The organism is Rhodomicrobium sp., assembly GCF_047605405.1.
GTDB classification, from domain to species: domain Bacteria; phylum Pseudomonadota; class Alphaproteobacteria; order Rhizobiales; family Rhodomicrobiaceae; genus Rhodomicrobium; species Rhodomicrobium lacus.
Genome location: NZ_JASGFR010000032.1, coordinates 17,079 through 38,418 on the forward strand (window position 1 = coordinate 17,079; position 21,340 = coordinate 38,418).

Below are 21,340 nucleotides of genomic sequence, written 5' to 3' on the forward strand. Positions count from 1 at the left end.
CAAGGGAGTCAGCGTGCAGGTACACGTTCGCGATAACAATGTCGATCAGGCGCTGAAGGCGCTCAAGAAGAAGATGCAGCGCGAAGGTATCTTTCGCGAGATGAAGCTGCGTAACTACTATGAAAAGCCCTCCGAAAAGAGAGCCCGCGAAAAGGCCGAGGCCGTGCGCCGCGCCCGCAAGCTCGCTCGGAAGAAGGCTCAGAGAGAAGGCATCGTTGCTCCCGGCCGCGCCGCAGCACGATAAGTCTTCGTTTCAAATTATACACAGCCGGCGAGAGGTTTCGCGCCGCCATCCGATTGTGGCCCCATTCGGGGCTCACTGTGGCGTCACTTGAGAGCCTTTCGCGAGGGTGGAGCCTGTATTGTGAAGACGGGGACGATAAAAAGAGCGTTGACGGCGGGTGTCGTATGTCTTGCGGGGTTCTCGCTGGCAGCATGCGAAACCCCAGGGGTAAGCGATCAGCGTGCCGCCGACCGTCTGAACAATCCGCAGGTCGACCCGAGGAACAATATCGCGTCCATCTCACAGGTTCTCGCGAAGAACCCGCGAGATGCGAGCGCGCTTAACCTGCGCGGCACAGCCTATGGCCAGGCGGGTGATGGCGAGCGTGCCATCGCCGATTTCACGGCCGCAATCCAGATCAATCCGCAATTCTATCAAGCCTATAACAACCGCGCGCTGATCTATCTGAAGATGGGCCGGTATGACGCTGCGCTCGCCGACTACAATCAGGCGCTTGCGATCAAGCCGGACTACGCCGGAGCCTATGTCGGCCGTGGAAATGTCTACAAGGACCAGCGCAATTATCCGTTGGCCGTGGCAGACTTCACCAAGGCCATAGAACTCAAGCCCGACGATCCCGCGCCGTATTACAGCCGCGGCTTGATCCATCAGGCCATGAACGATCACCGCAACGCGCTGGACGATCTGAACGTCGCCGTGAATTACCGGCCCGACGCGCCCGACCCGCACTTCGCGCGCGGCCAGAGCTTCATGGTCATGCAGGATTACAAGAAGGCGTTCGAGGACTTCCAGGTGGCCGGGACCAACAAAGTCAACAATTACGAGGCGTGGGCGGCGGCTGGTCAGGCTGCGGAAGCCATGGGCGACCGCAAGGAAGCCGCAGTCGCCTACAAGCGCGCGCTTCAAATCAATCGGGAAAGCCGCGTCGCCTATGAGGGCCTGCGCCGCGTCGGCGGCGAAGACGCGTAAAGGCATCCGGCGTGAGCCGCATTCGGCGGGCGGCCGCGATCGGCGCTTGAAAGATCGCGTATTTTCTCCTCATCGATGCAGCGCTTTTCGGCGCCCTCGCGGGTACCGCCGGCTGAGCGCAATCAATTCTGGACACGCGCGCCGGGCTCTGCGGAGCTGCGCGCTGGCGTACACAGGCCGATAACGCCCTATTACGCGAGCGTCACGGATCGATTGAAAGCAATGAGCTTGAGACCGCGTCCCGAGCGGGAGGCATTTTCATCAGGTCTACATTACGAGGCTGCGATGCGCTCTTTGGGCATTCGCGCTCGTTGTCCGCGAGCTTGTCAGCAGGGAAGAAGACCGGGACGCCACCCCGCTTTCGCAGCCGATTCCGAAGGACGCTCGGCTTTGTGTCTTTCTGGGACCGCCGGCAATCCGACAGTCAGGCGATGATATCGGGCAGAAGCTGATCCTCAAAACGCGCGATCTTGTCCTTGAGAAAGAGCTTGCGCTTCTTGAGACGCGTAAGACGCAGCTGGTCGCGATCCGGAGCGCTCTCAAGCGCCGTGATCGCATCGTCCAGATCGCGATGTTCCTGTCTGAGCTGTGCGAGTTTCTGGCGCACACCTCCATCTTCCGAAGTGTTCATCAAACCCCCGGGGATGACGCCAAAAATACTCGGCCCCGAAAAATCGCTTACGAATTTCATCATAGCACGAATCCCGAATTTCCGAAAAAGCGCAATCTCCTCGATCCGCAACGTGTAGCACGGATTGGAAAGATTCTCATGGGATTTTGAAGACGGTCGAAGGAATTTGTTAAGATATGGCGCAAATTTGCAAGGAATTCCAGGTTGCCGATTATGCGCCATGCAACCTCGTCATGACTTGGCGCCAATTATGTCATTTTTTCGCCATAAATTGGGATTGCCATAGGAGGGTTAAACAAAAGTGGAGGCCGGAAATGAGCCTTATTGCGCATATCGAGGAACTCAAAGAGAAGCACCAGACCATTCAGCGGCAGATCGAGCTTGAAATGGCTCGGCCTCTCGTCGACGGGTTGAAGGTTTCCGAACTAAAGCGCCGTAAGCTCCTTCTCAAGGAGAAGATAGAAAAGTTCAAATCCGGAGAGGACGTCGCTCTCAGGGCGTAACACCTCCGAAACGGGCCAAGGCGGCAGGGCATGACCTGCCGCTCAGGCCACAACGCCGTCACCCTCCCCTACCGCGTTCCTTCCTGTCGCTCCGCGCGCCCCTTATAACACGCCCCTCTTTGGCCGCCGCGCGTCGCCGCAATCCCCACAAAAGTCTTGCGCTCTCCGACAGTCGGCTTCATTCCTTTCCGCATGAGCGACAAGAAGCCATCGAAATCACAGGTCAAGGCGCGGCTGCCGAAAGGCATGCGCGACGTCGAAGCGCAGGAACTCCGCGCGCTGAAGCACATGCTCGGCACCATCAGCGAGGTGTACGAGCGCTACGGCTTCGAGCCGCTCGATACGCCTGCGTTTGAATATACCGACGCGCTCGGCAAATTCCTTCCCGACACCGACCGCCCGAACGAGGGCGTGTTCTCGTTTCAGGACGAGGACGAGCAGTGGGTGTCCATGCGCTACGATCTCACCGCGCCGCTCGCGCGTTATGTCGCGCAGAACTTCGATGCCACGCCGAAGCCGTTCCGCCGCTATCAGACGGGCTACGTTTACCGCAACGAGAAGCCCGGCCCCGGCCGCTTCCGTCAATTCATGCAGTTCGACGCGGACACGGTCGGCACCGCGAACCCGGCCGCCGACGCCGAGATGTGCATGCTCGCCTCCGATACGCTCGACGCGCTCGGTCTCGGAGGTTCCTATATAATTAAAGTGTCGAGCCGCACGCTTCTCGACACCGTTCTCGATGCCGCAGGCATCGACGACCAGAAAAAGCGTCTCGTTGTGCTGCGCGCCGTCGACAAGTTCGATCGCCTCGGCATCCCGGGGGTGTCCGATCTGCTTGGAAAGGGCCGCAAGGATGAAAGCGGAGACTTCACGCCCGGCGCGGACCTCACATCGGCGCAGGCGAACGCCGTGCTCGCGCTCCTCAGTGGCGACGCGCCCGCCGACGCGGCCGTCGCAGCCATCATGGAACTCGTGCGCGGCTCAGGCTTCGGCGACGACCGCATCCGCTTCGATCCCACAGTCGTGCGCGGCCTCGAATATTACACCGGCCCCGTCTTCGAGGCGGAACTCACCTTCCCCGCCACGGACGAAAACGGCCAGACCGTGCGCTTCGGCTCGGTCGGCGGCGGCGGTCGTTATGACGGCCTCGTCTCGCGCTTCCGCTCGCAGCCCGTGCCCGCCACCGGCTTTTCCATCGGCGTGTCGCGGCTTTACGCGGCGCTCTCGCATCTCGGCAAGATCGGCGCGGCGAGGGCGGCGGGTCCGGTGGTCGTGCTCGTCATGGACAAAGCGCGCGTCGGCGACTACCAACGCATGGCGCGCCAGCTTCGCGATGCGGGCATCCGAGCCGAGATGTATGTCGGCGAGGCGGGCATGAAGGCGCAGATGAAATACGCCGACAAACGCGGCAGCCCGTGCGTCATCATTCAGGGCGAGGACGAACGCGCCAAGGGCGAAGTCACGATCAAGGATCTGCTGGAAGGCTCGCGGCTTTCCGGCGAAATTGCCGATCATGCCGAGTGGAAAGAGGCGCGCCCCGCGCAGTTTTCCGTGAGCGAGGGCGATCTCGTCGCCGCTGTGAAGAACCTCATCGAAGAGCAGGCCAAGGCGTGACGGCGGAAGGCGCAAAGGAATTCGGGGCGCTCGAAGCGCAGGCCGCGACCATCATGACGCTGTTCGCGGCGAAGGGCTATGAGCGCGTGGCTCCAGCCTTCATCCAACCGGCCAGCCTTTTTCTCGACCGCATCGGCGAGAAACTTCGCGCGCGAACCTATATCTTCAGCGACCCTAGCGGCGAGGAACTTTGCCTCCGTCCCGACCTCACGCTCCCCGTGGCGCGCGTGTTTCTGGAGCGCGGCGCGGGCGATGGCGTTTCGAAATTCAGCTATAACGGCCCCGCGTTCCGCATTCAAACGAAGCCCGAGCGGCTGCGCACGCGCGAATTCCGCCAGGCGGGGATCGAATATTACGGCGCACGCGGCATTGAGGCCGACCTCGAAGTCATGGCGCTTACGCTCGACGCGGTGCGCTCCTGCGGCGTGCTCGATTTCACGATCCGCGTCGGCCATATCAGCCTCGTCCGCGCGCTGCTGAACGCGCTCGACATGCCGCAGCGCTGGCGCGACCGCCTCGCCCGCGCCTTCCGGCGGCAGGCCTTCGCGCAGGAACTGGATATCCTTTCACGCTCGCAGGCCGACCGCGCGCCCGCCTTGCCGGAAACGGCGCTCACCGAAGACGGCTTCCTCGCCCATCTCGATACGGAAGGCGTGCCGTTTATCGGTCTGCGCCGCCCGGCCGAAATCGTGAAGCGCCTGCAGCACAAGGCGGCAGATGCGCAGGAATTGCCGCTTTCAGCCGAAACCGTGCGGCTCGCGCGCGACTATCTCGCGACGCGCGGCGACGTGGACACAGCGCTCGACCGCATCGCGTCTCTCGCCGCTGAGGCGTCGCTCGACCTCGGCCCGGTGATGGACGACGCGCGGGCGCTGCTCGGCGGCATCAAGAAGCTCGCGGGCTGCGCCCCGGTGATCTTCGAGGCCGATTTCGGGCGGCATTTCGAGTATTACACCGGCATGGTGTTCCGGATCGATGCGGCAGGCGTGGAACGGCAGATCGCGGGCGGCGGTCGTTATGACGGCCTCATCCGCGCACTCTCCGGCGGCGCGCGCGACGTGCCCGCCGTAGGCGCTGCAATCCATACCGAGCGGCTGCTCGTCGCGGCCTCGGGGAGATAGCATGGACAAGCTCATCGTCGGCGTGCCGTCCAAGGGGCGGCTGATGGAAGATACGCTCGACCTGTTTCGCAGGGGCGGTGTCGCCATCGAGAAGACGGGCGACGCGCGCGGCTACAAAGGCGCGATGACGGGCGTGCCGGATGTCGCCGTGGAATTTCTTTCTGCGGGCGAGATCGCACGGCACCTGCAAAGCGGGCGGGTGCATCTCGGCGTCACCGGCGAAGATCTTGTGCGCGAGCAGATCCCCGATGCCGACGAGCGCGTGGGCCTCCTCGTGAAGTTCGGCTTCGGCCACGCCAATGTCGTCGTCGCCGTGCCCGATTGCTGGCGTGACGTGGAAACGATGGCAGACCTCGAAGAAGCGGGCGCGCTGTTTACCGCCGAGCACGGCAGGCGGCTTCGCATCGCCACGAAATATCCCATGCTGACGCGCCGCTTCTTTACGGAAAAAGGCGTGGGCCACTATCGCACGGTGGAGAGCCTCGGCGCGACGGAAGGCGCACCCGCCGCCGGCATGGCGGAAGGCATCGTGGACATCACGAGCACGGGCGCGACGCTTCGCGCGAACGGGCTGCGCATCCTTGCCGACGGGCTGATCCTTCGATCCGAGGCCAATCTCGTCGCGGCGCGCGCGGCGCTCGCCGAGCCCCGACTGGCTGCGCTTTGCACCGACATCGCGGAGCGGCTCCGCATGGCGCGCGGCGTAGCCTGACGCTTCGATTGCGATCCTCGGTCAGTCCGGGTCAAATCGGGCTCGATTTGCGGCAGACAAGCTGATCGACATAAACCTGCACGTCGCGCCTGATCGACGGCAGGTTGCTGCTGCGCGCGCGCCAGGGTCACGCAACCGTTGCAGCCGTTGCCCCCAGCATGTGCCTTCCTTGCGGCGTTTCCACTTCGAGAATCCAGATGTCGGGATCGCGGCTCGCCTGCCGTTCAAGATAGGCATCCGCTTCCGCCTCCGCCGCATGAGGCGTGTAGACCGGCTGCCATGCGCGTCCATCTTCCATGAAAAGCGTCCCGGCCGGCGCCATTTCGGCGAACTGCGACGAGAGCGGAGCGAAAACCTGGGCCGTGCCATCGAGAGCGGCGACCTTGATGTAGATCGCTCCGGCATCCGCATCGCCGTGACGCACGAGCGCGGCAGGAATGAAAGCGGTGTCCAGGCGACGCAGGTAGGCGCTCACCCAAATGTGAGATTTAACGCGCATGTTTCCCCTCTTTTACTGAGGCAAAGGCGAAACGCTCCGCCAGCGTGGGGCCGTTGCCTTGGTCATTTTGCGACCGTGCCTCTCCTGCGGCAATGGCTTATCCAGGGCTACAGGAAAGGATGTAAGTCAGCATTAGCGAAAATCGCGGCTTTTTAAGGTGCGGGTCCAATCCGGGTTAACTTTGGAACGTCGGCGTGGCAGTGAGGTTCCGTGCGTCCCTTCGTCGCCGCGCCCATAGCGAACGGCGAATGCGGCGGCATCGGGTTGAAGACGCCCGAGGACGCGCGTGAAATCCGTCAGGCGGCGGCTTACGACATGGATGACGCCGCTTTCCCTTTGCAGAACGCCTTCGCAGAGGATCACTTTCGCACCGAACACAGCCCGGCGATAAGTCTCGGAAAGCTTCGGCCATATGATGAGGTTGGCCGCGCCTGTCTCATCCTCGATCGTCATGAAGATCGTTCCCTTTGCGGTGCCGGGGCGCTGGCGAAACAGCACGAGCCCCGCGATCGTCACGAAGCGACCGTTCGGCAGCGTCTTGAGATCGACGGCGCGCACCATGCCTTGCGCCTGAAGCTCGGCGCGCATGAAGGCCATCGGATGATTCCGCAGCGACAGGCCGAACACCGAATAATCCTCCGCAACGGCCTCGCCCGCATCCAGCGGCGGCAGCGCGACCGCGTCCGGTAAGGGCAATGGTGCGGAAGGCTCCGTTGCCCGCGCGAAAAGCGGCAATTCATCCGCCTCGAACCCCACGACGTCCCACAACGTTTCGCGCCGCGCCCGCGCCACCGAGCCGAACGCGTCGGCGCGCGCGAGCGTGAGCATCGCGGCGGTGCCGAGTTTTGCGCGGCGCATCACATCTTCGGTGCTTGAAAACGGGCCGCCCGCCATGCGTGCCTTCACGATATTCCCGGCGTCGTCCTCGCGCATGCCCGCGACGAGACGGAAGCCGAGGCGCAGCGCATGCCGCCCGCCGTCCGCAGCCTCCAGCGTATGATCCCATTCGCTCGCGTTCACGTCGGCGGGGCGAACCTCGACGCCATGCTCGCGCGCGTCGCGGACAAGTTGCGCGGGCGCGTAAAAGCCCATCGGCTGGCTGTTGAGGATCGCGGCGGCGAACACATCGGGGTAATGGCACTTCATCCACGCCGAGCAATAGACAAGGAGCGCGAAAGACGCCGCGTGGCTTTCCGGGAAGCCGTAGGTGCCGAAACCCTGGATCTGGCTGAAGCAGCGCTCGGCGAAGTCGCGCGGATAGTTCCTCGCAAGCATGCCTCCGATGAACTCGTCCTTGAACGTCCCGATGGTGCCGACCTTCTTGAACGTGGCCATGGCGCGGCGCAGCTCGTCCGCGCGGCCCGCCGAGAAGCCCGCCGCGACGATGGCGATGCGCATGCACTGTTCCTGAAACAGCGGCACGCCGAGCGTCTTTTCGAGAATGCCTCTCAGTTCCGGGCTCGGAAAACTCGCCTTTTCGAGGCCCTGCCGACGGCGCAGATAGGGATGCACCATGTCGCCTTGGATAGGACCGGGCCGCACGATGGCCACTTCGATGACGAGGTCGTAGAAGTTCTGCGGCTTGAGACGCGGCAGCATCGTCTGCTGGGCGCGGCTTTCCACCTGAAACACGCCAATGGAATCGGCGCGCGACAGCATCGCGTAAACGGCCGGGTCTTCCGGTGGCACGGTGGCAGGCGTGAAGTCGCGGCCATAATGCGCACGGATGAGGTCGAAGCCTTTTGCGAGGCAGGTCAGCATGCCGAGCGCGAGCACGTCGACCTTCAGCATGCCGAGCGCCTCGATGTCGTCCTTGTCCCATGAGACGATGGTGCGGTCGTCCATCGCCGCGTTCTCGATTGGCACGAGTTCGTCAAGCCGCCCGCGCGCGATGAGAAAGCCGCCGGGGTGCTGCGACAGGTGGCGAGGGAAGCCGATCAGTTCGCGCGTCAGTTCAAGGCAGAGCATCAGGCGCGGGTCCTTCGCGTCGAGGCCGAGCGCGGCGAGGTCGCCCGGATCGACGCCGCCATCGCTCCAGCCCCAGACGGAGCCCGCGAGCGCCGCCGTCACATCCGGCGAAAGCCCGAGCGCCTTGCCCACCTCGCGCACCGCGCCCCGCGTGCGATAGCAGATGACGGTGGCGCACAGCCCGGCGCGGTGGCGGCCGAAGCGGCTGTATATGTATTGAATCACCTCCTCGCGCCGCTCATGCTCGAAATCGACGTCGATGTCGGGCGGCTCGTGGCGCGCGTCGGAGATGAAGCGCTCGAACAGGAGGTTGGAGCGCGCCGGGTCCACGCCCGTGATGCCGAGCGCATAGCACACGGCCGAGTTTGCCGCCGAGCCGCGCCCCTGATGCAGGATGTTCTTTTCCCGCGCGAAGCGGACGATGTCCTCGACCGTGAGGAAGAACGGCGCGTAGCCGAAGCGTGCGATCAGGTCGAATTCGTGCCTCACCTGCTCCGCCACATCGTCGGGCACGCCGTCCGGATAGCGCCGTCCGAGCCCCTCCCACGTGAGGCGCTCCAGCCGGGCCTGGGGAGCTTCGCCGTCGGGCGCGATCTCCTCGGGATATTCGTATGTCAGTTCGGCGAGGCTGAAAGTGCAGCGCGCCGCGAGCTTCACGGTGTTTGCCACGGCCTCCGGATATCCCGCGAACAGTCGCGCCCTTTCCGCGGGCGCTTTCAGATGCCGCTCGGCGTTCGCCGCGAGCCGGAAGCCCGCTTCGTCGATGGTGCAGGCGTGGCGGATGCAGGTGAGGACGTCCTGAAGGCGGCGGCGCGCAGGGACGTGGCAGAGCACGTCGCCGGTTGCGACGAGGGGAACGCAAACGGCGGCGGCGAGCGCGGCGAGACGGGCGATGCGGGGGCCATCGTCGCCACGGAAGCGATGGCTCGCGGCGAGGTAGACCCGATCCGGCAACCGCGCGGCGAGCGTTTGCAGGTGGCGGCGGAAGTCGGCCATGCGGCGCGGGCTTCGGAAGATGTCGTCCGGCGGCAGCACGGCGACGATCTGCCCTTCCGCGAAGGACAGGAAGTCTTCCAGCGCGAGACGGCATTCGCCCTTCGGGATCGTGTCCTCCCGTCCGCGGTCGCCGAGGCTCTGGGCGAGACCTGCGTCGGCGTGTGGCGCTGCCTGACGCGATGCCGCGTCCATCGCGGTATCGAACGGCACGCCATTCTCAGCGTCGGCGAGCGGAAAGGACGGCGACGCTTCCGACGGCCTTTTCGGCCACGGCAAGACGTTGGAGCAAGGCTCTCGCGTTTGCGGTTCGGAAACGGGGCGGGGCTTCGATTGGGCTGGCTTCGAGCGGCTTTGCGCGAAGGAGAGGGCTTCGCTCCTGATGACGCGGTCCGACTTGCCGAGCGTCAGAAGCCGGCACAGCCGCCCGTACGCCGCGCGGCCGGTCGGATAGCACAGAAGATCCGGCGCTCCGTCGACGAAGGAAAGGCGACAGCCGATGACCAGCTTCATACCATGGTCACGGGCGGCGAGATGCGCGCGCACAATGCCAGCAAGCGAGTTTCTGTCCGTGATGGCGATGGCGGACAGGCCGAGTTCCGCCGCGCGCGCCACGAGTTCGTGCGGATGCGATGCGCCTTCTAGAAACGAAAAGTTCGTCGCGGCCTGAAGCTCGGCATAGCGCGGCGGCGCTCCCGCGATCATGCGAACACTCCGTGCAGATACCAGCGTGGCGGGCGCTCGCCGCCATATTCACCTTCGCGATAGACCCAGAAGCGCATCCCGTGCGCGCTTTCCACGCGATAATAATCGCGTACCTCGCGGTCTTCGTCGCGAAGCGCGCGCCACCATTCGGACGCGATGCGCTCCGGCCCGTCCGCGCGCACGATGCGGTGGACGACCTTGCGCCAGCGGAACAGCATCGGCGGCGCGTCGGGGAGCACGGCGGTCACATCGATGGGATGGGGCCGTGTAAAGAGGCGGACGGGGCGCTCGGGCAACAAGTCCCAAGGCGAGGGCTCCATGGCCGGCTGTTTCGGGGAGCGCCTGCCCTTTGATCCGCGACCTCGTTCCGCTTTGCCGCGTGGAAGGGATGTCTCGTCAGGCTGACGCGACGGCGTTTCGCCTTTGAGCGCGGCGTGGGACGACGGCTTGAACCCAGCGGAAGCGAGCAATCGGGGCGCCGCAGTTGCTTCGCCTGTTTGCCGCGAGGAAGCGCGCGGACAGCCTGGCGATCCGGCGTCTCTCGAATGCGGCTCGGGCATACGCAACTCGGGCATGCGCAACTCGGGTGTGGCACCGCGCGCGTCGCAAAGCGCGAAGGGCGCAGCCTCCTTCTCCTCAGCCGCCAGACGCGGGGTTTCAGCGACCGCGAATGCCGTTCCCGCGTCGGCGAGCGCGGGTTGCCTTGCCACGGCGCGCTCGGGAATATGGCTTTCGCGCAGCGCGAAGCGGTAGACGCGCCCCTCGCCGAAACGGTTCTCGATCCCGTCGATGAGCGCCGCGAGGTCTTCGAGGCTCGCTTCGCCCCGCACCTTGCGCAAGATGTTGGACTGGCGCGCTTCGAGCGGCTCCACCTTCGAGGCGAAGATCATGGCGGAATCGATGCCGAAGCCGGGATCGATGAGCGGCAGCTTCTCGCGGAAGAGGCGCATCACGCGAGCCGGATCGCGGCAGGGAAGCGCTGTCGTCACGGCCTGCCCTTCCACGCCGCCATCGGCGCGGAAAAAGCTGACCTCGAAGGTGAGGCCGCCGTGCCGCTCCCGTTCGAGGCGGCGGCACAGCATGTCGAGCAGCGCGCGCGTGACGCGCTCGATGTCCTCCGGCGCGGCCAGGGGCTCGGCGAAGCGCAGGCGTTCGAGCCAGGGCGACGGCTCGCGCAGGAAATCGATGGCTTCTTCGGCGCGGCCGAGCGCCTTGTCGAGTTGCGGCAGAAGGTCGGGAAAGCGCCGCGCGAGACCGGCGCGCGGCATGGGCAGCACGTCGCCGACCGTGTAAAGGCCGAGCTTGCGCAGCACGCTTGCGGTTTCGGCGGCGATACGCAGCCGCTCGACGGGCAGCGGCGCGAGCAGGGCGGCGAGACCGGCTTCAACGCGCCGATCCCCCTCGCTCTCGAACAGGGTCCACGGCCCCGACAGGAGCGACGGCGCATCCCCGGCGGCGGCCGCGAAGTCATCCGCGATCACATAGCGTTCGGCGTGATGGGCGAGCGCAAAGGCCGCGCCGAAGGTGGGCGCGATGGCGGCGCGGGCCGGAATGCCCCGCGCTTCGAGGCGGCCGAGCAGATCGTCGGCGAGTTTGTCCTCATCGGTCGCAGCGCCGCAGTGGCGATCCGGCTTTTCGTTCAGGCGCCCGGCTCCGAACGCGGGTTGAGCGAAGAGATGCGCGCAGCCGGTGATGTCGAGCCAGAGGCCGGACGGCGCGGGCGCGGTCGCGGGCGTATAGCGCTGTGCCCACAGGGCGAGTGCGGCGCGTGCGTCGGCCTCGGCGGCGGGGTCGGCGTCGGCGGTGACGAGTTTCGGGCATACCGCGAGCGCGTCGGCCAGCGGCTGGTGCAGGGAGAGCCCCGCCTCGATAGCGGGGCCATCCAGCGCGGCGATGCGGCGGACGGTGCCGTGCTTCTCAAGAAGGGCGAGCGGTTCGCGCCGCTTCGCGAGCCTCGGGCGCTTCAGCCGCGCGAGCGTCATCGCAAAGTTCGGCAACCACACGTACATGGCCCGCTTTCCCGTGGCCCGCTTCGAAAGTGTGCCCGTCTGCGCCATCGAGTGCCTCCACGATAAAGGATGCGGTTCTTCCATTGCGGCAATAGTCGAGGTCGAGACGCCAACGCGGGGGCCCGAGGCCGCCGAAGACATCGGACGAAGGAACGGCGGCGACGCGCCAGCGGGTAGAGGCGGCCCCGCTTGGCTCGCCGGCCACGCCCCTGGGTTTCACCACATGGCGGCGGACGAGGAGCGCGAGCGCGTTTGAAGCCCGCGCGGCGGCGTCGAGCCTGCGCCCGGTTTTAAGCGTAAGCGCGCCCGCCTCGCCGAGCACGGCGGCGACGGCCCGCGAATGAAGCGCCTCTTCCATGACGGCCAGCACTTCGGCGTCCTTCCGGCAGTCCACGAAAACGATGCGCGCCGGGTCGAGGCCGAAGCGGCGAAGGCCGGGCACGTAACAATCGCTTTGGCTCGCGGCCCATAGCGCGACGCCGCCTCGCATGCGCAGGTGAGCGGCCAGCACGGTTGCCGCGAAGGCTGTCACCGATGGCGCGAGTTCGGCTTCGAGCGCGGTCGCGGTGAACTCATGCAGTGCGCCGAGCGAAAGGCCGCCGCCGGGCAGGGGCTCGTTCAACCGTGGATCCGCGAAGGGCAGCACGGGGGGCGCCCTGCCATCGTCGAGATAGTGGCACTCGATGGCGCGGACCTGCATCCTGAGCGCGTCCAGAACGCCGGAAACCGCTGACCCGGCACGCCGGTCCGAAGCTCGGTTCTCTCGCATCGCGGTTTGCGGCCGGGCGCCTTTTTCGGCACGGCGATCTGACGGGGGGCTGACGCTCATGACACATTATGATCCTGCTTTGTTCTTGTTTTGGACCATAAACCCGCGTCAGTCAATCAGTTTGTTCTCGCATGAAAGCTGGGCGCAACGGGCCATCGCCGCGTCTGGCGCGCGCCATAACAGTAGGGCGCGCTTTTGATCCAATCAGAGCGGGATACGCTTCAATATCCGATCGCCGCCGAGTCGCCGTCGCGCAGGTCGGCCGCGCCGAGGAACAGCGGGCCTTTCTTCATGATGGAATTGGCGCGACCGAGCACCCGGTGCTGGAACGTGCCGTCCGCGTTCTTCGGCAGAATGAACCCGCGCGATTCGAGAAGCCGCAAAGTATCCTCGGACACACCCCGTTCGGTGATGACGTTATCCGGCATCCACTGATGATGGATGCGCGGCGCGGCGGTGGCTTCGGCCACGTTCATGTCGAAGGTCAGCACGTTGAGAATTTCCTGCAGAACCACCGTGATGATGGTGCTGCCGCCGGGGCTGCCGGTGACGAGGTAGGGCGCGCCGTCCTTCATGACGATGGTGGGCGCCATCGAGGACAGCGGGCGCTTCCTGGGTTCGATCGCGTTCGCATCGTCGCCGGTGAGGCCGAAGGCGTTGGGCGCGCCGGGCTTCGCGGAGAAATCGTCCATCTCGTTGTTGAGGAGGAAGCCCGCGCCGTCCACCGAATAGCCGCTGCCGAAGGCGAGGTTCAGCGTGTAGGTGTTCGCCACCGCGTTGCCCGCCTTGTCCATCACCGAAAAATGCGTCGTCTGCTCGCCCTCGGGCGCGGGCGGTTTGCCCGCCGACACGTCCGCCGATTTCGACGCGCGTTCGAGGTCGATGCCCTTGCGAAGCTCCGCCGCATAGGCCTTGTTCGTCAGCCCTGCCACCGGCACGGTAACAAAATCAGGGTCGCCCAGATATTTCGCACGGTCCGCATAGGCGCGCCGCATCGCCTCGATGAGCCGGTGATAGGTGTCCGCGCTCTCGTTGCCGAGCGGTTTCAGGTCGTAACCTTCGAGGATGTTCAGCATCTGGATGACATGCACGCCGCCCGACGACGGCGGCGGCATGGAGACGATCTCGTAGCCGTTGTAGATGCCACGCACCGGCTCGCGCTCGACGGGCTTGTAAGCCTTGAGGTCGTCCGTGGTGATGAGGCCGTTGTTCTTCTTCATCTCGGCGGCGATCAGTTCGGCGACTTCGCCCTCGTAGAAGCCCGCCGCGCCGCGCTCGCTGATCGCACGCAGCGTTTTCGCGAGGTCGGGCTGGCGCAGCACCTCGCCCATGCGATAAGGCTCGCCTTCGGGCTTCAGGAAGTAGCGCGCCGAAGACGGATCGGTCTTCAGCCGGTCCTTCGCCCGCGAGAAGGCATAGGCAAGCCCGTAGGGCACGACAACGCCCTCTTCCGCGAGCCGGATCGCGGGCGCCATCACCTTTTCGCGGGGCATCGTGCCGTATTTTTCGAGCGCGTAGAGCAGCCCCGCCACCGTTCCGGGCACACCCGCCGATGCGCGGCTATAGCGCGCCTTGTCGCGATCCACAGCGCCGCGATTGTCGAGGAACATGTCGCGCGTGGCGGCCGCGGGGGCGGTTTCGCGATAGTCGAGCGCGATCTTCCGGCCGTCCGCCAGCGTGATCAGCATGAAGCCGCCGCCGCCGATATTACCCGCCTGCGGATGCGTGACGGCCATGGCGAAGCCGACAGCCACGGCCGCGTCGATTGCGTTTCCGCCAGCCTTGAGGATGTCCGCGCCGACCTGCGCGGCGACCTTCTCCTGTGCGGACACCATGCCGTTTTCGGCGACGGTGGGCACGAAACGCGCGTCGAAGCCGATGAGCGCGTCGGCCGCCGGATCGGTCGCCTTCTGCGCGAGCGCGGGCGGCGCGAAGTGAGCGAGGACCAGAAGCAGGACCAGCGAGACACAGAGGCAGCGAAGTGCGGATTTCGAATGCAGCATGGGCTGTGGCCTGAAGGTTGGGGGGCAGGCTGACGGAATGGCGACAGATAAGATTTAACCGCGACTGCTTTGCAGCAGGAAATAGACATTCGTGTGAGAGGCCGGAATTGGAAACGATACTCCCGCATCCGGCAAGCCGGAGGCGGGAACGACGCCAGCCGAAAGCGGTTGAACACAGAGGCAAAGGGCGGGCGCGCTTTCAATTCACGAGGCCCATCATGACACATCACGCGGGACATGGTTACGAGGCGAAGGCGGCGCAGGGCGAAGGCGGCGTCGGCCCGAAGCTCAAGACCGAAAATCCGGCGACGGGCGAGCCGGGCCGAACATACGAAGGCCATTCGCGCGAACAGGCGCTCGCGATTGCGCGCGAGGTGCGCGAGGCGTTTCCCGGCTGGCGGCGCACGTCCTTCACGGAGCGCGGCATCGTCGTCGGCACAGCGGGGCGCATCCTTCGCGAGCGGAAGGACACGTTCGCCCGGCTGATGGCCGAGGAGATGGGCAAGCCCGTCACGGAGGGGCTCGCAGAGATCGAGAAATGCGCTTTCAACTGCGATTATTTCGTCGAGAATGCCGAGCGGTTTCTCGCGAATGAGCCGGTCGAACTCGAAGGGGGACGCGCCTATGTCACCTTCAACCCGCTCGGGCCTCTGTTGGCCGTGATGCCTTGGAATTTTCCCTTCTGGCAAGTGTTCCGCGCCGCCGTGCCCGCGCTGATGGCGGGTAACACGGTGCTCCTGAAGCACGCGAGCAACGTGCCCGGCTCGGCGCTCGCCATCGAGGACGTGTTTCGCGAGGCAGGCGCGCCCGACAATGTGTTTCGCACCATCCTGATCGCTGGTCGCGACACGGCGGAGCTGATCGACAGCCCGCATGTCGCGGCAGTGACGCTTACCGGCAGCGTGGCGGCGGGCAAGGCCGTGGCCGAGGCGGTGGGCCGCAATCTCAAGAAGACCGTGCTCGAACTTGGCGGCAGCGACGCCTACCTCGTGCTCGACGATGCGGACATCCAGCAGGCCGCCACCGTCGCCGCGAAAGCCCGCATGGTGAACGGCGGCCAGAGCTGCATCGCGGGCAAGCGCTTCGTCGTGATCGCGCCGGTGCGAGAAGCATTCGAGACGGCGCTCGCGGAAAAGATGAGCGCGATCCGCATGGGCGATCCGCTCGACCCGGCAACGAAGCTCGGCCCGCTGGTAAGCGTAGGCGCGCGCGACGAAATCCACCGGCAGGTGCGCGAGAGCATCGAGAAGGGCGCGCGGCTCCTTTGCGGCGGCGAGGTGCCCGACCGGCGGGGTGCGTGGTATCCGCCGACGGTGCTTACCGACGTGAGGCCGGGCCAGCCCGCTTACGACGAAGAAGTGTTCGGCCCTGTCGCCGCGATCATCGAGGCGCGCGACATCGAACACGCGATCCGCATCGCGAACGACTCCGAATTCGGGCTCGGTTCGGGCGTGCTGACGCGCGACATCCGGCGCGGGGAGGAAATTGCAGCGAACGATCTCGAAGCGGGCATGGCGTTCGTGAACGAGAACGTGCGATCCGACCCGCGCATGCCGTTCGGCGGCGTGAAGCACTCGGGCTACGGCCGCGAATGCGGCGTGTTCGGCATCCGCGAATTCGTGAACATCAAGAGCGTCCACGTGCGCGAATAGCGGCAAGGCGACCGAAGAGCGTTCCATTGCGCGGGAAGCGCACCCGTCGCCCAAGCTCAACTCGCCTCGCATGACGTCCGGCAGCCGCACGGAATGGTTGACGGCGCTCCCCGCCTTATTGCCCGCAAACTTGCCCTCTAGTACACCAGCAATCCTGTATTTCACGGTTTCCAAGGGTTTGCTCGATGGCTTTGCGGCACTGGATCGTTGCGGTTTTTCTCGCGACGGCGCTTGCTCTCACGAATGGCGGCGCGATGGCGCAAGGGGCCGACGCCCCGAAACCGGCTGCACCCGCCGCCGCGGCGCCGGCACCCGCGCCCGAGGCGAACAAGGCAGAGGTCATCAAGCGTGCAAACGATGCCTTTGGAGCGGACATCGCAGGAACGACCGCGAAATGGCTGAAAACGCTCGACGACATCGAGAACCAGCTTCGCAAGCCTGGGCTTCGCTATCCCGAACTCGATGGCTTCCGCGATCAGCTTCTTAAGATCCGCGTCGAAGCCGATGAGTTCTGGAAGAAGCTGGAGCCCGCGATCCGGGCAATCGACGAGCAGGTGCGCAACCTGCCCCCGCTGCCGGCTGCCGACCAGCCGCCCGAGACGGGCGAAGCAGCCCAGCTTCGCGCCGACCTGACTTTCCATCTGAGCCACCTGAATTCGGCGCGCGCAACGCTCGACCACACGCATTCGCGCGTCAATCAGGAGATCAACTCCATCCAGGACATCCGCCGAAAGAACTTCACCAGCAATCTCTTCCAGCCGGTGCAGGGCGTCTGGTCGGCGCAGACATGGGAGAACGTACCCGCCTATGCGAACATCGCCGCCGAGCGGGTCGAACGCACAATCGGAAGCTGGTGGGACGACTCGGACGATCAATCCGAGCTTCTCTATCTTTTCGGCACCGCGGCGGCGCTTTTCGCGGGACTTTCCCTGCTTTCATGGCGCGGAATTCGTCGGCTCAGGACCTGGACCGAAGAGGGCGAACCGCCGTTCTGGCGGCGTGCATCGACGGCGGCAGGCGTTATCGTGTTGCGTATTCTTCCCGCCTGCGTGCCGCTGGTTTTCCTTTATCATGCGGTCAACTCGGTGCAGCCCATCCCTGAAAAGATTCAGTGGCTGCTCTATTCGGCATCGCGCTCGATCCTCGTGATCGTGGTGGTGAACGCCCTCATCGCGACCGTCTTCGCGCCGGGGCGCCCGCAATGGCGGCTCATCCGCGCCACAGAAGGAGCGGCGGTGCGGATTTCGGGGCTGATGCTCGCGCTCGCGCTCGTTTACGGCGCGACCACCTTCATCTACACCGCCACGCGTCTGGTGCAGGCGCCGTTCTCGCTGACGCTTGCCTTCACGCTTCCGGCGAACCTTCTCGTCGCGCTGCTCGTGACCGCGATCCTGAAGACGCCGCTCAGGGACAAGACGTCAGAGGGGCTGCCGTCGACGACGTGGCTGAACCTGCTTCGGGTGCCGGTCTGGATCATTACCGTCGCGATCATCGTAACAGCGCTTTCGGGCTATCTGGCGCTGTCGCGCTTCCTCGCGCAGCAACTCATCGTCACGGGCTCGATCCTCGCCGTCGTCTATATCCTGCTTCTGTGGGCCGATGGCGTGGCTCAGGGCATCAGCGACGAAAACTCGGCCATCGGCGGCTGGATCAAGACGCTCGGCGTCGACCAGAAGCGCTGCGAACGCTTTTCGGTGCCGATAAGCCTTTTCCTCAAGTTCATTGTGCTGATCGGCGCGGTGCCGCTGATCCTGCTGCAATGGGGCTATCCGTGGGCCGACATCGTTGAATGGTATTACCAGCTTTTCTTCGGCTTCCGCATCGGCAACACGCAAGTGTCGCTCGCCGCGATTCTCGCCGCCATTGTCGTCTTCGTGCTCGGCTATTTCGCGGCGCGGCTGTTCCAGAGCTGGCTCGACACACAGGTTCTGAAACCCGCGGGCCTGTCGGGTGGCCTGCGTGACTCCATCCGCACGGGCGTCGGCTATATGGGCGTCGGCGCGGCGGCACTCATCGCGTTGTCTTACGCCGGGTTCAATCTCTCGAACCTAGCCATCGTTGCGGGCGCCTTCTCCGTCGGCATCGGTTTCGGCCTGCAAAGCGTCGTCAGCAACTTCGTCTGCGGCCTCATCCTGCTCGCGGAACGTCCGATCAAGGTGGGCGATCTCGTCACGGTCGGCGGCGAGGAAGGCACGGTGCGCAAGATCAGCGTGCGCTCGACCGAAATCGAAACCAGCGACCGCGCGAGCGTGCTCGTGCCGAACTCCTCCTTCATCACCGGCAACGTGAAAAACTGGACGCTGCGCAACAACACGACGCGCGTGATGATCCCCGTTTCGGTCGTTCACGGAAGCGACCCGCGCAAGGTGAAGGACTTGCTGCTCGGCGTCGCGCGCTCTCATGTTGCGGTGATGACATCGCCGGAGCCGTTCGTTTCGCTCGACGATTTCACGGTCGATGCGCTTCAGTTCAAGCTGTTCGCCTATATCTACGATCTCAACAAGGGAACCGGCACGAAGACCGAGCTTCGCATGGCGATCATCGAGGCCTTCAGGAAAGAGGGAATCCAGATGCCGCAAGGCGCGTCCCCGACACTGCCGTCCGACGAGGCCGAGCTTTGGCGCGAAGCCGTGAGCCAATATCTGGCTTCGCGCGGCGACAAGAAAGACGGTGACGACGACGGCGCACCGAATGACGGCCGGATCGTCCTGCCGAGGATCGGCTCATGAGCCGTCAGGGGGAGAATATGAAAATAGGCAAGCTGATCCAGCAGGTCGAGAGCTTCTTCCTCGTTGTGATCGCGATCCTGACCGTGATCGGCGCGATCAAGGAAATCTACCTCATCGGCGTGAAGCGCGATGTCGGCCTGCAAGATCTGCTGCTCATGTTCCTCTATGTCGAGGTGCTGGGCATGGTCGCGGCCTATATCACGTCGAAGCAGATCCCGATCACGCTGCCCATCTTCATCGCGATTACCGCCATCGCGCGGGTGGCAATCCTGCAGAAGGAGCAAGACCCGATCGCAATCATCTACGAGTCGGGGGCAATCCTGATGCTGGCCATTGCGGCAGCGGTGGTAAATTTCCGCCCGGCGAAAAAGCCGGCAGTTCCGGGCGGACCGTCCTCCAGCGATAGGGCCGGTGAAGGCGGCACCATGCCGCCGGCGTGACCGGCGAAATCGCCGGCCGATACGAGCCTTTTCGCTTGATGCGAGAAGGCTCGTGCAGGCCCGGTTTCGTCTTCCGAAGGCCGCTTACGAAAAGCGTTTACGCTTTCACCTTTGCAGCGGCGGGCACGTCGTGGCAGGGACTTTTTTCGTTCTTCAAAGTCTTCTTTCCCTCCGGCGCCTTGCCCTTGAAATAGCGCGCGGTCGCGATGGCAACCTGCGGCTGGCCCTCGCCGTTAGAGACCTGCTGAATGCCGTCCTGATACCAGCCATCGTATTTGCGAGCGGTCGCCTCTTCGCGGGCGCGGCACCAGACCACCGCCGACAGATCGGCGAAGGTATATTTGCTCGTGGTCGCCGCCGCGAGGCGCAGGGTGTCGGGCCCCTGCTCCGTCACCACGACATCTTTCACCGTGAAAATGCCCGACTGCGGCATCTTCGAGGTATCGACCGCAGCCGCCTGCAAGGGCTGCGTTTCGGTGTTCGAGGCACAGCCCGCGAGCGCAACCGTGGCGACGGCAAACAAGGCAAATCTTTTCATGACACGATCAATCCGTGAATTCGTTGACGCGAAGCCCGCCAGCCCCCTTGGCGCGCCGATGCTTGAGCGTGGGAGGCGATTCCCGGCGCTTCTGTGGCTCGCGCCGCCGGTTTTCAACCTGAGATTGCTGCGCCGGACGCTTCCAGGCGCGACTGTTGCGCGAAAAACGCTCTACCTCTCCATACCGGCTGACCATTCCGCTCCCCGCTTCGCCCAAGCCCCTCTCGATTCCTTCAATTGCATTCGGCGCTCTTTCAGGCGATGATCCCCGCATACCAAGGGGGGCCGCAGGCATGCGGCTGAGATTGCGCTGAAGAGACCTGAAACAGGTGCCGCGCGACGACCCGTAGAACCTGATCCGGTTAGGACCGGCGGAGGGAATGGTCTTGCAGACACGCCGCCCGTTTCGCGAAAAGCGCTTGCGCTTTGCAGCCCTGATTCGTCCCCCGATCACGCAAGGAGACAGCGCATGAACGCGCCCATCGATCCGAAAAAGGTTGAGCCGGTGAAGGTCACGACGGGTTACCTGCCGGGATCGCGCAAGGTTTATGCGGAGGCAGCGCCCGGCGTGCTCGTGCCGTTCCGCCAAATCGCGTTGCACGAAAGTTCGGGCGAGCCGCCGTTCCGCGTCTACGATACGAGCGGCCCCTATTCCGATGAAGCCGCGCGCATCGATGTAAACGCGGGGCTCGCCCGCCACCGCGAAGCGTGGGTGAAGCGTCGCGCCGTCGAGGCTTACGAAGGGCGCACCGTAAAGCCGGAAGATAACGGCAATGTCGGCGACGCCCACCGCGCGCGCGAATTTCCGCATCGTTATCCGGTCTATCGCGCCGCCGACGGCCAGCCGCTGACGCAGCTCGAACTGGCGCGCGCGGGCGTGATCACCGAAGAAATGGTCTATATCGCGAACCGCGAGAACCTCGGTCGCACCGCGGCGCTCGACCGCGCCAGGGAAGCGCTGGCGGATGGCGAAAGCTTCGGTGCGGCGATTCCTGAATTCATCACGCCGGAATTTGTCCGCGACGAGGTTGCGCGCGGCCGCGCCATCATCCCGGCCAATGTGAACCACGCCGAGCTTGAACCGATGATCATCGGCCGCAACTTCCTCACCAAGGTGAACGCGAATATCGGCAATTCCGCCGTCTCGTCCTCCGTCGAGGAAGAGGTGGAAAAGATGGTCTGGTCCATCCGCTGGGGCGCGGACACGGTGATGGACCTGTCCACCGGCCGCAACATCCACA

General features: G+C 64.8%; 17 protein-coding genes and 1 riboswitch. Of the genes, 10 read left to right on the top strand and 7 right to left on the bottom strand.

The genetic code is table 11. The annotated features are described in order from the left end of the window. Positions 1 to 13 precede the first annotated feature (13 nt). Together rpsU and QM659_RS12895 are read left to right on the top strand one after the other, a co-directional pair. Positions 14 to 244, top strand: coding sequence for a 30S ribosomal protein S21 (rpsU, locus tag QM659_RS12890; RefSeq protein WP_013419901.1), 231 nt, complete (start codon positions 14 to 16; stop codon positions 242 to 244). Positions 245 to 364: 120 nt separating this feature from the next. Next, positions 365 to 1,213 carry a tetratricopeptide repeat protein gene (locus tag QM659_RS12895; protein WP_415188705.1) on the top strand — a complete coding sequence of 283 codons (849 nt, stop codon included), beginning with the start codon at positions 365 to 367 and terminating at the stop codon, positions 1,211 to 1,213. 424 nt (positions 1,214 to 1,637) lie between these two features. Here QM659_RS12895 and QM659_RS12900 read toward each other — a convergent pair whose 3' ends face one another. After that, positions 1,638 to 1,844: a YdcH family protein gene (locus tag QM659_RS12900; RefSeq protein ID WP_127076968.1), complete on the bottom strand. Its 207-nt coding sequence runs from the start codon at positions 1,842 to 1,844 to the stop codon at positions 1,638 to 1,640. Between the two features lie 314 nt (positions 1,845 to 2,158). On the opposite strand from QM659_RS12900, the gene QM659_RS12905 reads away from it, so the two are divergent. The 4 genes from QM659_RS12905 (at position 2,159) to hisG (ending at position 5,794) form a co-directional block, all read left to right on the top strand. Then, on the top strand, positions 2,159 to 2,347 hold the full coding sequence (locus tag QM659_RS12905) for a YdcH family protein (RefSeq protein ID WP_127076969.1): 189 nt from the start codon (positions 2,159 to 2,161) through the stop codon (positions 2,345 to 2,347). A gap of 192 nt (positions 2,348 to 2,539) precedes the next feature. Next, positions 2,540 to 3,961: a histidine--tRNA ligase gene (hisS, locus tag QM659_RS12910; protein ID WP_415188706.1), complete on the top strand. Its 1,422-nt coding sequence runs from the start codon at positions 2,540 to 2,542 to the stop codon at positions 3,959 to 3,961. After that, complete coding sequence (locus QM659_RS12915; RefSeq protein WP_303482595.1) at positions 3,958 to 5,082, top strand: ATP phosphoribosyltransferase regulatory subunit; 1,125 nt, start codon at positions 3,958 to 3,960, stop codon at positions 5,080 to 5,082. Before hisS ends, QM659_RS12915 begins: the two co-directional genes overlap by 4 nt. A gap of 1 nt (position 5,083) precedes the next feature. Next, complete coding sequence (gene hisG, locus QM659_RS12920) at positions 5,084 to 5,794, top strand: ATP phosphoribosyltransferase (protein ID WP_415188707.1); 711 nt, start codon at positions 5,084 to 5,086, stop codon at positions 5,792 to 5,794. Between the two features lie 127 nt (positions 5,795 to 5,921). Here hisG and QM659_RS12925 read toward each other — a convergent pair whose 3' ends face one another. The 5 genes from QM659_RS12925 to ggt all read right to left on the bottom strand — a co-directional run bounded on the left by QM659_RS12925 (position 5,922) and on the right by ggt (position 14,740). Continuing rightward, positions 5,922 to 6,293 carry a DUF1491 family protein gene (locus tag QM659_RS12925; protein WP_127076973.1) on the bottom strand — a complete coding sequence of 124 codons (372 nt, stop codon included), beginning with the start codon at positions 6,291 to 6,293 and terminating at the stop codon, positions 5,922 to 5,924. Between the two features lie 132 nt (positions 6,294 to 6,425). After that, a complete protein-coding gene (locus tag QM659_RS12930; RefSeq protein WP_415188708.1) occupies positions 6,426 to 9,959 on the bottom strand; it encodes an error-prone DNA polymerase in 3,534 nt (1,177 codons plus the stop codon). Continuing rightward, positions 9,956 to 11,968: a Y-family DNA polymerase gene (locus QM659_RS12935; RefSeq protein WP_415188709.1), complete on the bottom strand. Its 2,013-nt coding sequence runs from the start codon at positions 11,966 to 11,968 to the stop codon at positions 9,956 to 9,958. Before QM659_RS12935 ends, QM659_RS12930 begins: the two co-directional genes overlap by 4 nt. After that, positions 11,877 to 12,737, bottom strand: a complete 861-nt coding sequence (locus tag QM659_RS12940) for an ImuA family protein (RefSeq protein WP_415188710.1) — start codon at positions 12,735 to 12,737, stop codon at positions 11,877 to 11,879. The genes QM659_RS12935 and QM659_RS12940 overlap by 92 nt, the downstream gene beginning before the upstream one ends. Positions 12,738 to 12,958: 221 nt before the next feature. Continuing rightward, positions 12,959 to 14,740 carry a gamma-glutamyltransferase gene (ggt, locus tag QM659_RS12945; protein WP_415188711.1) on the bottom strand — a complete coding sequence of 594 codons (1,782 nt, stop codon included), beginning with the start codon at positions 14,738 to 14,740 and terminating at the stop codon, positions 12,959 to 12,961. Between the two features lie 218 nt (positions 14,741 to 14,958). Between ggt and QM659_RS12950 the strand changes: the two genes are divergently transcribed. The 3 genes from QM659_RS12950 to QM659_RS12960 all read left to right on the top strand — a co-directional run bounded on the left by QM659_RS12950 (position 14,959) and on the right by QM659_RS12960 (position 19,561). After that, positions 14,959 to 16,392: an NAD-dependent succinate-semialdehyde dehydrogenase gene (locus QM659_RS12950; protein WP_415188712.1), complete on the top strand. Its 1,434-nt coding sequence runs from the start codon at positions 14,959 to 14,961 to the stop codon at positions 16,390 to 16,392. A gap of 185 nt (positions 16,393 to 16,577) precedes the next feature. Then, complete coding sequence (locus QM659_RS12955) at positions 16,578 to 19,121, top strand: mechanosensitive ion channel family protein (protein ID WP_415188713.1); 2,544 nt, start codon at positions 16,578 to 16,580, stop codon at positions 19,119 to 19,121. Positions 19,122 to 19,138: 17 nt separating this feature from the next. Then, positions 19,139 to 19,561 (top strand): phosphate-starvation-inducible protein PsiE, encoded by a 423-nt coding sequence (locus QM659_RS12960; protein ID WP_303482573.1) that lies wholly within the window; start codon positions 19,139 to 19,141, stop codon positions 19,559 to 19,561. A 97-nt stretch (positions 19,562 to 19,658) separates the two neighbouring features. On the opposite strand, the gene QM659_RS12965 is transcribed toward QM659_RS12960, so the two are convergent. Then, positions 19,659 to 20,099: a hypothetical protein gene (locus QM659_RS12965; RefSeq protein ID WP_415188714.1), complete on the bottom strand. Its 441-nt coding sequence runs from the start codon at positions 20,097 to 20,099 to the stop codon at positions 19,659 to 19,661. Positions 20,100 to 20,367: 268 nt separating this feature from the next. After that, positions 20,368 to 20,497, top strand: a riboswitch (TPP riboswitch). 71 nt (positions 20,498 to 20,568) lie between these two features. Here QM659_RS12965 and QM659_RS12970 point away from each other — a divergent pair. Beyond that, positions 20,569 to 21,340: phosphomethylpyrimidine synthase ThiC (locus tag QM659_RS12970; protein WP_415188715.1), on the top strand; the 772-nt coding region annotated here is incomplete at its 3' end.

Coding starts and splice junctions, on each gene's coding strand:
- QM659_RS12900 (WP_127076968.1), bottom strand. CDS start 1,844: ATGAACACTTCGGAAGATGGAGGTGTGCGCCAGAAACTCGCACAGCTC.
- QM659_RS12905 (WP_127076969.1), top strand. CDS start 2,159: ATGAGCCTTATTGCGCATATCGAGGAACTCAAAGAGAAGCACCAGACC.
- hisS (WP_415188706.1), top strand. CDS start 2,540: ATGAGCGACAAGAAGCCATCGAAATCACAGGTCAAGGCGCGGCTGCCG.
- hisG (WP_415188707.1), top strand. CDS start 5,084: ATGGACAAGCTCATCGTCGGCGTGCCGTCCAAGGGGCGGCTGATGGAA.
- QM659_RS12925 (WP_127076973.1), bottom strand. CDS start 6,293: ATGCGCGTTAAATCTCACATTTGGGTGAGCGCCTACCTGCGTCGCCTG.
- QM659_RS12930 (WP_415188708.1), bottom strand. CDS start 9,959: ATGATCGCGGGAGCGCCGCCGCGCTATGCCGAGCTTCAGGCCGCGACG.
- QM659_RS12935 (WP_415188709.1), bottom strand. CDS start 11,968: ATGTACGTGTGGTTGCCGAACTTTGCGATGACGCTCGCGCGGCTGAAG.
- QM659_RS12940 (WP_415188710.1), bottom strand. CDS start 12,737: ATGCGAGAGAACCGAGCTTCGGACCGGCGTGCCGGGTCAGCGGTTTCC.
- ggt (WP_415188711.1), bottom strand. CDS start 14,740: ATGCTGCATTCGAAATCCGCACTTCGCTGCCTCTGTGTCTCGCTGGTC.
- QM659_RS12950 (WP_415188712.1), top strand. CDS start 14,959: ATGACACATCACGCGGGACATGGTTACGAGGCGAAGGCGGCGCAGGGC.
- QM659_RS12955 (WP_415188713.1), top strand. CDS start 16,578: ATGGCTTTGCGGCACTGGATCGTTGCGGTTTTTCTCGCGACGGCGCTT.
- QM659_RS12960 (WP_303482573.1), top strand. CDS start 19,139: ATGAAAATAGGCAAGCTGATCCAGCAGGTCGAGAGCTTCTTCCTCGTT.
- QM659_RS12965 (WP_415188714.1), bottom strand. CDS start 20,099: ATGAAAAGATTTGCCTTGTTTGCCGTCGCCACGGTTGCGCTCGCGGGC.